The sequence below is a fragment of the Brucella sp. 22210 genome (assembly GCF_052045675.1).
Taxonomy (GTDB): Bacteria; Pseudomonadota; Alphaproteobacteria; order Rhizobiales; family Rhizobiaceae; genus Brucella.
The window spans coordinates 16,929-28,240 of the sequence record NZ_JBQEPD010000035.1 but is presented as its reverse complement, the minus strand read 5'-3'; the positions used below and the strand labels follow the sequence as shown (position 1 = coordinate 28,240).

Genomic DNA, 11,312 nt, shown 5'->3' with positions numbered 1-11,312 from the left:
AGCATTTTCCGCATTTGTTGATTTTCGGTGTTGAGCTTTTGGGCCAGTTGCCGTTTTAGCGTGGCATTCTCTGCTTCAAGCGCAGCCAGTTCATCCAATATGTCAGCTGGGGCTTTGGAAACGGGCTTGGCTTTCATCGGCTTGTCAGCAATCGGCTTCAAGCGACGGGGAGTATTGGTTTTTTTCTTGGCAGGGACGGGAGAAACCTTGGCTTCAACTGCGGCAGGCACTTCCGGTTCTGGCGAGGCTATGCTCACTTTTGTGGCGACAGGTTCTGCCATATCGACAACGAGAATCTTGGGCTCAGTCTTGGCTTCTATCCGTGGCGTTGGCGCGTGGACAAGTGCGGCTGGCTCATTGTCTATCGGGGAGACGGCAGGTGTTACCTGATCGGCAGATATTGGCGCCTTGGCATCCTCTTCCACTTCCCGTGCAATCGACTTCAGATCAAGGTTGCCCCAAAGCGCATTGCCGCTCTTGCGCGCACGCCGGTTCTTATATTCAACGACAACATTGCGGATTGGATTCTTCATCCGAAAATAGCTTTCTCAATCAAATTCCGTGGAGGTGCCCCGACAGGTACTGTGCTCTACCTATAGATTTAAACCTCCGTTTTCAACAATCAATCCTGCTTCATAATAGATCGCCTCATCATCCTTATGTGAGGGCATCTCTTCACAAATTGTCAAAGTAATGGCACTTATAGTTGCATTAAGCATTGTCCCATATATTCGGCACCCGGAAAGCTGACCCGAGTATCAATTCAGGAGAAACTGAACATGGCTGATGAAACCATTGTAGAAGCAAACCAGGCCGCAGCAGCTGAGCCTGTGAGCGCCAAGCCGAAAACCCGCGCACCGCGCAAGAAGGCTGAGCCTAAAGCTGCGGCCGCCAAGCCGGCTGTAAAGGCCGCCAAGGCTCCCAAAGCAAAAGCTGCACCCAAGGCCGCCAAGGTTGTTGCAGCCGTAGCAGCCCCGGCTGGCCGCAAGGTGAAGAAATATACGCCAGCTGAACGCGCCTCCATTCTTGCTTCGGTTGAAAAGGCCACCAAGGGCGGCAAGACCACGCTGAAGGCTGCATTGCAGCATGCTGAAGTCAGCGAGCAGACCTATTACAACTGGAAGAACGCTGCTGGGAAGACGGCAGCACCAGCAGCCGCGAAGGCATCACCAACGAGCGACGATCTGAAGGCGCTTGTAGCACTGGAAGCTGAAAACCTGAAGCTGCGCAAGGAACTGGCTACAAAGCTTCGCTCCGAAAACACCGAACTGCGCAAGCGTCTCGGCAAGGCATAACAAACACACTATCGGGACAACCCCTGCCCCGAACCTGACCTAACCTATCAGTGCACATCGCGCTGAACGAAACGAACAAACAGGTGGCCTGCTAAAATGCAGACCACCTGTTTTCGTTTCACTATCTTCTGCGAAATAACCTTGGGAAGAGTGTATTATGGTTCTGTTACTCCTCCCGGATGCTGTTCCAAGTGTCAGTAGCACCGAGGCTGACATTGATCGATCATTTCAGCCCTCCCGGTAGAGTTGCGGAAACAGACATTCAACAAACTTGGCTGCTGTTGGCCGTGGCTCATGATTGGCAAGTCCAGGTCGCTCATTAGCCTCGACAAAGATGTATTCCGGTTTGTCCGGTTGCTTGATCATGAAGTCGATGCCGACCACGGGAATATTGATTGCACGTGCGGCACTGCAAGCAGCATCAACAAGCTTTGGATCGACAACCGACGTCACGTCATGGATGGTTCCACCTGTATGCAGATTGGCCGCCTTGCGCACGGTGATCTCACGACCGTCATCAAGCACGCTATCGAGCGACAGATTTTGTTCCTGAAGGCATCTCTTCGTTTCGGTGTCGATAGGAATGCGACTTTCACCACCAGTAGCGGCAGCCCGTCGACGTGATTGAATTTCGATGAGTTTTCGCACCGTCGTCTTTCCGTCACCCACCACACGTGGAGGTCGACGCACTGCTGCTGCGACCAGCTCATAGTTGATGATGACCAACCGTAAATCTTCACCCTCGAAGCAGGCTTCCAGCAACACGCGATCACAAACAGTACGAGCCTGTTTGATCGCCGTCTGCAGGTGCTTCATGTCTGAGATGCCGACAGAAATGCCCCGCCCCTGTTCTCCGCGCGCCGGCTTGACGACAAGTTTCCCGTGTTGGCGCAAGAAAGATTCTTGCGTTTCAACGCTTTCGTCTGCGGAAATCTGTGCAGGAACGACCAGCCCCGCTTTTTCAACGACACGCCTTGTCACGGCTTTATCGTCGCAGATCGACATGGCAACACCGGATGTCATCTCTGACAGGCTTTCGCGACAGTGAACGGTACGGCCGCCATAAGAAAGACGAAAGAAGCCGCCTTCAGCATCTGTAACATCAACTTGCACACCCCTGCGCATTGCCTCATCGACAATGATCCGCGCATAGGGATTGAGTGCTTCTACCGCTTCGAGGCGGGACGCAAAAAACTTTTCATTGATCGCGTTTTTGCACTTCACTGCAAAGAGCGGAACACGATTGAAACCAAGCTTTTCATAGAGCCGAATGGCGTTCTCATTGTCGTGTAACACAGACAAATCCATATGACGCAACCCACGCGCCTGAAAGTGTTCGGCAAGCATACGCACCAGCTTTTCACCGATGCCGGGCTGGCGTGCCTGTGGGTGAACGGCAAGGCACCAAAGCGAAGCTCCGCGGTCCGGATCGTCGAACAGGCGCTGATGGTCAATGCCTGTCACCGTGCCGACAATTTCGCCAGTGGCATCGTCCTGAGCGACAAAATAGGTGACTGCACGGTTTACACGCTCTGCAGAAAAGAAATCAGCTCGAAGCTGAACCATGCCGCACGCGGCGTAAACTCCGTTGATGCCGTCCGCATCAATTTCCGAAATGGCGCGGCGAATGGTGACGCCGCGCGTGCGGCGTCCTCCGGCCCGATAAGTCGACAGTTCCAGACGATAGGTGTGCGAAGGATCAAGAAAAATCTCGTGGGGTGCAAGTGACAACAGCACGTGCGGATCGCTGACATAAAATAGAATATCGCGGCTTGCCGGGGCCTCCGCTCGCATCGCGTCGACAATGGCCTGATTGCTGTCGAATGTCTGCGCAAACAACAGTCGCCCCCAACCGCAATCGAGGGTCACATTGTGTTGTCTGCTATCAGCTTCTACCTTGTTAGCGCCATGCGAATGCTCCTGGTAAAATCCAGCGCTTTCCGGCGTGCGCAAGCGTGTCAAACGATGCGAAAGAGCCTTGCCGCCCCTGACTTTCTGCCGGGTCATTTGTTCCTCACCATGATTTCGCATTCATGCCTCCTGCGTCTGGAGCCACATTTCCAGCAGTCCTGCTTGCCACAGTTCCGACCCGCGCAGAGGCGTGATGTGGTCTGATGGGTTGGCGAACAAGCGCTCAAGATAGTCACGCTGGAAAAGACCGCGCTCGCGCGCCTTCTGGGATGACAATGCATCGCGCAGCATATCGAGATAGGGCCCGGCGATATATTTGAGCTGCGGTACCGGGAAATAGCCCTTCTTGCGATCAATGACTTCGCTTGGGATGACTTTCCGGGCAACGTCCTTGAGAATGCCTTTACCGCCATCGCGTAGCTTTTCTTCTGGCGGAATGCGCGCTGCTAGCTCTACCAATTCGTGGTCCAGGAAAGGCACACGCGCTTCCAGTCCCCACGCCATCATCATGTTATCAACGCGCTTGACCGGATCATCCACGAGCATCACATTGGTGTCGAGCCTCAGTGCACGGTCAACAGGCATATCGGCACCGTCCTCAAGCAACTTCTCTTCGAGAAGCGCCTGACTGTAATCCTGCTCAGGCATCCAGTCTGCGGACAATTGTGTGGCAAGCACAGCATGCGTGCGGTCGCGAAAGCCCTTGGCATAGTCACCGACCACATCGTTGGAATCCACAAGCGGTGGATACCAGTGATAGCCGCCGAAAACTTCGTCAGCACCCTGACCGGACTGGACCACCTTGATGTGTTTCGACACTTCTTTTGAGAGAAGGTAGAAGCCGACATTGTCATAGGAAACCATCGGCTCCGACATGGCAGCGATCGTTCCGGGCAAAGCGTCCATAAGGTCCGCTGACGGGACGAAGATTTTGTGATGGTCCGTTCCGAAGTGCTTGGCTATCAGGTCCGAATAGACAAACTCGTCGCCTTTCTCGCCATTGGCTTCTTCGAAGCCGACAGAAAAGCTCATAAGACCAGTCTGGCCTGCTTCCGCCAGCAAGCCTACGATGAGGCTGGAATCCACGCCGCCGGAAAGAAGAACACCGACCGGAACGTCTGAAATCATGCGCCTTTTGACTGCCAGACGGAGCATGTCCAACAGTTGTTCCTGCCATTCCTCCCGGCTCAGTGCGCTGTCGCCCGGCAGGCGGCGATAAGGAGCTTGCCAATAGATGCGATCCTTGAAACTGCCATTGGCCTCATAAACACGCATCGTTGCTGGTGGCAGCTTGCGTACGCCTTCATAGATCGTGCGCGGTGGCGGCACGACAGCGTGAAAGCTCATGTAGTTGTGGAGCGCAGCACGATCAATTGAGGTATCAACGTCGCCGGCCTTTACCAGTGCTGGCAACGAAGACGCAAAGCGCAACGCGCCGTTGACCTCGGCGAGATAGAGCGGCTTTATCCCGAAACGATCGCGGGCAAGAATGATCCGCCCCGTATCCCGTTCGTGGATTGCAAAAGCGAACATGCCTAAAAACCGAGAGACGCAGTTTTCTCCCCAGGCGTGCCAAGCCTTCAGGATCACCTCCGTATCTCCATCGGAAAAGAAGTGATAACCCTTCGCTTCAAGCTCTGCGCGCAACTCACGGAAATTGTAGATACATCCGTTGAAAACCAATGTCAGACCAAGATCTGCATCGATCATGGGTTGCTGTGATTTTTCGGAAAGATCGAGAATTCTCAGTCTTCTGTGACCGAAGCCTATATTGCCCCGGATGACGATACCAGATGCGTCGGGCCCTCTTGGACTCAAAACATCTGCCATTTTCGAGACTGCCGAAACCGATGGCGTACCACCATCGAACCTGACTTCTCCGCAAATTCCACACATAAAAAGGGTCGAAACCTCCATTGTCATAACGAGAGCGCATCTGTGACCGTAACGCCGTCAAACCCGCTTCGTCTCTTTGCACAGCCCGAAAACTGCTTGCTATATCTGGGGGCTATGCCCTCAAGAATGGGGCCGTCGCGTGTGTTCTGGCGGCGGCCCTCCCAGTTGCAAATGCAACAGCGCCGGGATGGTTCCCATTTTTATCGGCTTTTCCTAAACCTTTCCGACGATCGTCTTGGCCTGTAAGAGCATATAATCTTCGGCGGAAACCATATGTTCGTAAGCGATCTGCCGGGCATCCTCCCGTCTGTTTTGGATAAGAGCGGCCAGCAGACGATGTTGAAAAACAAGCCCAGCTTCACGAGACGCAGGCGTTGGATCCGCATAGATGGCGCGGGCAACAGGCAGGTTGCGCAAAAGATGGTGGGTGAGCCCGGAAACGAAGCCCAGCAGCCGATCTGGACATTGTTGCGCTAACAGTGAATGGAAATCCAATTCGGCCACGCGCTGTTGATATTGATCATCCAGATCGACAGGGGGGCGATCATAAAGACGCATGGTGTTCTCAAGTTGAACAATATCACCGTGCGTCAGCTTGCCTGCCAGCAATGCCGCAATTTCCGGTTCCAGCAACTTGCGTATCGAGTAGATTTCGCTCAAGCTAGGCTGATCGAAGAAGAAAAAACTGCCCAGCATTTCCATGGCATGTCGCGCCGATGGCTCCGCCACAAATGCACCCCCGCCCGGCCCGCTTCGCGTATAGATAAGCCCTTGCGTTTCAAGTGCTTTCATGGCCTCTCGAACCGTGCCCTTCGCAGCTTTAAACTGGTCGATCAGCTCCTTTTCCTGTGGAAGGCGGTCACCAGGCTTCAATGTTTTGGCTCTGATGAAATCCTTGATGCGGTCCGCAATTTCTTCCGGCCTGCGCTTGGGCTTTGTTGCCTTCGCGCTTACACGCTCCAGTGTTTCGCTGCTGTTTTTAAGGTCCGTTTTGACCATGCCACTTCTACTCTTTCCTGATGCGTGGTGCGCTATCCAGCAATTGTCGCGTATAGGCGTGTTGCGGGTGAGCGAAAAGATCGCGAACGGGAGCCTCTTCCACAATTTCCCCGAAATACATCACTGCCACCCGATCCGAAATGGCCTCTACAACAGCAAGATCGTGACTTATAAAAAGATAGGACAGATCGAATTCCCGCTTAAGCTCATCCAGCAACAAGAGGACCTGAGCTTGTACCGAAACATCAAGAGCGCTGACTGGCTCATCAAGCACGACAATCTCGGCTTCTGCTGCGAGCGTACGCGCTATCGCAATACGCTGTGCCTGTCCGCCCGAGAACTCATGTGGATAGCGTTCCAGCGTGTCTTTGGGCATCTGCACCGCATCGAGCAATTGTAACATTTTCTGTGTGCGCTGCGCTGTGTCGTATTTGCTGAGAAGCTTGAGCGGAACGTCTAGGATCTGTTTGATGGGCTTACGCGGATTGAGCGAGGCGACGGGGTCCTGAAAGACATATTGAATGACCTTGCCGAATGCACGCGCCCCCGATCTACGCAAATCGGTCGCATCGCGGTCGGCGATTGTCATGGTCCCGCTTGTCGGTTCCGTCAGCCCCACAAACATGCGCGCAAGCGTACTCTTTCCCGAGCCGCTTTCGCCTACCACGGCAAGGGTTTCACCTCGCTGAAGATCAAGAGACACTTTTTTGACTGCATCGACCTGATGGCGTGTCCTGCCAAAGAGAGTTCGCCCACCGCCAAATGTCTTGGTAAGCTCCCGTGCACTGATCGCAATTTCACTCATGCTTTCATGCCTTTATTCTCACGTCCGAAGACTTTGGCTACCTTGTCGAGAAAGCTCGGGCCTTGTCCGAGTTCCGGCACGCAAGCAATGAGCCGGCGCGTATAGTCATGCTGCGGATTGGATAAGACCGCCCTCGCCGTACCTGTCTCGACAATCTCGCCATCCTTCATCACCGCAACGCGGTCGCAGATTTCTGAAACGACCCCAAAGTCATGGGTGATAAACAACAATGCTATGCCGCGTTCGCGTTGCAACTCACGCAGCAGATCAAGAATTCGTGCCTGCACAGTCACATCCAGCGCCGTCGTTGGCTCGTCTGCGATGATGATATCGGGGTCATTGGCGAGAGCCATCGCAATGCCGACACGTTGGCGTTGCCCCCCGGAAAGCTGATGCGGATAGTGACTGGCGCGTTCTCTGGCGTCTGGAATACCAACCTTCTCAAGCAGGGCTATTGCTTGTTCGCGTCGCTCGGCTGCGGTGAGGCGACGATGCGCTCCAATAGCTTCCTCAACCTGCCATCCAATGGAATACATCGGATGCAGTGTCGTCAGCGGATCCTGAAACACATAGGCCACTTTGTTTCCGCGAAGGGTCGTAAGTTCCGTTTCCGGAAGGGAAAGAACGTCCCTGCCCTCCAGAAATATCGAACCGTTGCGAATAAGCCCCGGCGGCGATGCCACCAGCCCCATGATGGAAAGTGCTGTAACGCTTTTACCTGAGCCGCTCTCTCCAATGAGGCCGAGACACTCGCCCTTGTGCAACTTGAGAGAAACATTCTTCACGGCAGGCGTGAAACGTCCACCGCTGACGAAACCAGTTTCCAGCGCCTCAACCGACAATACCGCATTGCCAGACGCATCGGATTTGGTAGCGCGATCACGGGCTATTTCCGTTCTGGCGCCGGGTCGTGCAAGTGCTCCAGACCGCAGGCGTGGATCGAGTATGTCGCGTACGCCGTCACCAAGCACATTCAAGCTGATCACAAGCAGGAAGATCATCAGGCCCGGGACTATGGAGACATGCGGAGCGTTAAAGAGCTGGGCCCTGCCCTCACCCAGCATCGATCCCAGATCAGCTTGTGGAGGTTGCGCGCCCAGACCGAGAAAACTGAGCCCTGCCGTTTCGAGGATCATCCAACCGGCAGTCGTCGACATGGTGATAACGATCACCGGCATGACATTTGGAAGAACCTCGCTCGTCAGGATCGAGAGTGGGCTTTTACCAGAAAGCCGCGCCGCATCGATGAATTCCCGATGGGCAAGACCCAGCGTAACACCACGGACATTGCGTGCAAAAAACGGGATATTGACGACGGCTATTGCGAAAAGCGCATTCATCAAACCGGGGCCAAGGACGGCTACAATCGCTAAGGCAAGCAATATGTAAGGAAACGCCATGAGCATATCGATGCCGCGCATCATCAGATTGTCGGTGCGTCCGCCAACGAAACCGGCTACAAGGCCAATGCAAGAACCGATGATGGCCGCTATTAAAGTGGCGGCAAAGCCGACCGCCACCGACACACGTGTGCCCCAGATAACTCTGCTTAGAATATCTCGACCCAGTTGATCCGTACCGAGCAAGTGGCCGGACGTGAACAATGGCTGTAAACGTGTCGCCGGCGCTGTTGCATCCGGATTTGGCAACGGTAACAAGGGTGCCGCGAGAACAACAAGGCAGATTGCTATCAACAGGAAGAAGCCGAAAGCAGCCAACCGGTTACTCATGAGTAGTCCCCATGAGGTCAGACGAGTCGGCGCCGGACTCGCCGCGGTTTGTGTCAGCAAACTCATGTACGAATCCTCGGGTCAAGCATGGTCTGGAGAATATCGGCAACCAGATTGAAGATGATGTAGCTTGCAGCCACCACGAGAACGCCGCCCTGCACCAGCAGGATATCGCGCGTGGAAATGGCCTTCACCAACATCGCGCCGATGCCAGGCCACTGAAATACAGTTTCGATATAAACCGCGCCGCCGAGCACAAAACCGGCTTGTATACCGATGACGGGAATAACACTGACAAGGGCAGCGCGAAACGCGTGGCGGTAGATCACCCGTCGCTCGTTAAGCCCCTTGGCGCGAGCCGTGCGGATATAGTCTTGTCGCAAGACTTCCAGCATTGCGCTGCGCGTCAATCGCGCGATCACGCCGGCTGCCACAACGGCAAGCGTTCCTGCCGGTAAAATCAGATGCCATAGCAGATCCTTCAGATCACCGCCGCCATAAACGGCATACATTCCCGAAGCCGGTAGCACCCGCCAATGAACTGCGAAGAGATAAATCAGCAATAGGCCAAGCCAGAACGAAGGAATAGAAATTCCAGCAAGAACCACGAAGGTTATTGCACGGTCGACCCAGCCGAACTGGCGGACGGCTGAGACAATCCCCGCCAGCAATCCCACGATTGAACACAGGACGAGCGCCACACCAGCCAGGATCAGCGTAGCGTGAAATCGCTCCAGGACTTCATCAAGGACAGGCCTGTTGAGCACAAAGGAACGACCAAAATCGCCATGCAACAGATTGCCGATCCAGATAAAATATTGCTGCACCAGCGGCTTATCCAGACCAAGATCGCGGTTGACCCGCTCAACGTTTTCAGGCGTCGCATAGGAGCCAAGCAATGCGGTAGCCGTGTCGCCGGGGATCATGGCCATCACGAGAAAAACGATGATCGAAAGTCCCAGCAAGACAGGGATGACCGCGGCTAGGCGCTTTAGAATATAGGCTGGCATTTCAAGCCCTCCTGTATGGCATGGGAAATTGCTGCCGTGAACCTCGGCAAGCGGGCTTGAGGCTTACTCCTTTGTCACGTCTTTCAGATGCAGCAGGAAGGACGGTTGCAGCTTGAAGCCTTTCACGGCTGCGGTTGTGACCGCATTCTGCTTCCAGTTGGCCACAAAAAGCCACGGCGCATCGTCATGCACGATTGCTTGCACCTCGCCGTAGAGCCTGCCCCGTTCGGCCTGATCAGTTGAAGTGCGCGCCTTTTCGAGAAGCGTGTCCAGTTGCGGGTTGGAGTAATAACCGGAATTAAAACCGCCCTTGTCCGGCAAGGCATCCGTACGCAACGTCAGATATGGAACAGTGTCGGGATCATTGGTCATCCACGCCATTTCCGCCATATCGGCTTTGCCATCGAGACCCGTGTTCACGCGGCCCAGAAACGTGTTCCATTCATAGGTTTCGATTTTCACCTTAAACCCAACGGCCTGAAGATCAGCCTGTATCGCCGCACCCATGGTGATGGGATCGAGCATACCGGAACCGCCCTCCGTCACATAAAATGTAATCTCCGGATTGGTGACGCCTGCTTCCGCCAGCAGTGCTTTGGCCTTTTCTGGGTCATAGGGATAAGGTTCGGTTTTGTCTTCCACCCAGTTGAAAGCAGGCGGAATAGGACCTGCCGCCACGGTTGCCGAGCCTTGCAGAACATTGTCGACGAGCGCTGACTTATTGACTGCGTAATTTGCGGCCTGACGCACCTTTTTATCCGCGAAAGGCCCCGTTTTTGCATTCAGAATCGTGAACCAGACATGAGGTCCTGCCTGTTCTGCAACGGCGAAGTTCCCATCCTGCTTGAAGGTCGCGAGATTGTCTGGCGGCACTTCTACCATGACATCAAGACCACCAGCCATCATCTCCGCAACGCGGGTATTTGGATCGGTAATCGGGCGGAATACGATGGCTTCCAAGGTGGGCGCACCATCCCAATAGTCGGGATTCCGTTCCACGACAACGCGTTGACCCGATTGCCATTTGGCAAATTTGAACGGACCTGTTCCCGACGGATGGCGCCCAAATTCCTTACCGTATTTCTTCACGGCTTCAGGCGACACGATCAGACCGGTTGGATAAGCCAGATTGGAGAGGAACGGCGCAAATGGCTCCTTCAGTTTGAACTCGACTGTTGCCGGATCAATCGCATTGACCGCTTCAATCGACGAGAAATTGAAGGAGAGCGGGAACGGCCCCGTGTTGTAGAAAGGGTGATCCTCCCTCAACATTCGATCGAAGTTAAACTTCACTGCTTCGGCGTTGAAATCGGACCCGTCATGAAATTTGACACCCTGACGCAACTTGAAGCGATAGGTTTTACCGTCATCCGAAATTGTCCAGCTTTCAGCGAGTGCCGGTTCAACCTCAAGCGTCCCATCCTTATAGCGCACGAGGCCGTCATATATATTCACGAGTATGCGGAAGTCATTGGTCGCCGTCACCGTATGGGGATCGAGCGATTGCGGTTCAGCAATCTGTCCCACGATCAGCACGTTTGGCGGCGTTTGAGCCAGCGACGGCATTGCAGGTCCTGCAATTGCGAGCGTCATTGCCGCCAGCGCAGCACGAAATAATCTTCTCATAGAGCGATCCCCTTTCGTTATGCCAATTAGCTAACTCTAA

Annotated in this window: 9 protein-coding genes; 1 reads left to right on the top strand and 8 read right to left on the bottom strand. The window is 54.4% G+C overall.

The genetic code is table 11. From position 1 onward, the window contains the following. On the bottom strand, positions 1-533 hold a 533-nt coding region (locus tag ACTJKP_RS23250), incomplete at its 3' end, for a hypothetical protein (protein WP_440632312.1). A 246-nt stretch (positions 534-779) separates the two neighbouring features. Here ACTJKP_RS23250 and ACTJKP_RS23245 point away from each other — a divergent pair. Beyond that, a complete protein-coding gene (locus tag ACTJKP_RS23245) occupies positions 780-1,295 on the top strand; it encodes a transposase (RefSeq protein ID WP_440632354.1) in 516 nt (171 codons plus the stop codon). Positions 1,296-1,523: 228 nt separating this feature from the next. On the opposite strand, the gene ngg is transcribed toward ACTJKP_RS23245, so the two are convergent. From ngg to ACTJKP_RS23210, 7 genes are all read right to left on the bottom strand, one after another. After that, a complete protein-coding gene (gene ngg, locus ACTJKP_RS23240; protein ID WP_440632353.1) occupies positions 1,524-3,326 on the bottom strand; it encodes an N-acetylglutaminylglutamine synthetase in 1,803 nt (600 codons plus the stop codon). Further along, positions 3,327-5,102 (bottom strand): N-acetylglutaminylglutamine amidotransferase, encoded by a 1,776-nt coding sequence (locus tag ACTJKP_RS23235; protein WP_440632352.1) that lies wholly within the window; start codon positions 5,100-5,102, stop codon positions 3,327-3,329. Positions 5,103-5,315: 213 nt separating this feature from the next. Next, entirely contained in the window at positions 5,316-6,101 is a 786-nt protein-coding gene (locus tag ACTJKP_RS23230; protein WP_440632351.1) for a FadR/GntR family transcriptional regulator, read from the bottom strand. 7 nt (positions 6,102-6,108) lie between these two features. Beyond that, on the bottom strand, positions 6,109-6,906 hold the full coding sequence (locus ACTJKP_RS23225; protein ID WP_440632350.1) for an ATP-binding cassette domain-containing protein: 798 nt from the start codon (positions 6,904-6,906) through the stop codon (positions 6,109-6,111). Continuing rightward, positions 6,903-8,702, bottom strand: coding sequence for a dipeptide/oligopeptide/nickel ABC transporter permease/ATP-binding protein (locus ACTJKP_RS23220; protein ID WP_440632349.1), 1,800 nt, complete (start codon positions 8,700-8,702; stop codon positions 6,903-6,905). Before ACTJKP_RS23220 ends, ACTJKP_RS23225 begins: the two co-directional genes overlap by 4 nt. Further along, positions 8,699-9,646 (bottom strand): ABC transporter permease, encoded by a 948-nt coding sequence (locus tag ACTJKP_RS23215; RefSeq protein ID WP_440632348.1) that lies wholly within the window; start codon positions 9,644-9,646, stop codon positions 8,699-8,701. The genes ACTJKP_RS23220 and ACTJKP_RS23215 overlap by 4 nt, the downstream gene beginning before the upstream one ends. A 63-nt stretch (positions 9,647-9,709) precedes the next feature. Continuing rightward, on the bottom strand, positions 9,710-11,272 hold the full coding sequence (locus tag ACTJKP_RS23210) for an ABC transporter substrate-binding protein (RefSeq protein WP_440632347.1): 1,563 nt from the start codon (positions 11,270-11,272) through the stop codon (positions 9,710-9,712). Positions 11,273-11,312: the final 40 nt, after the last annotated feature.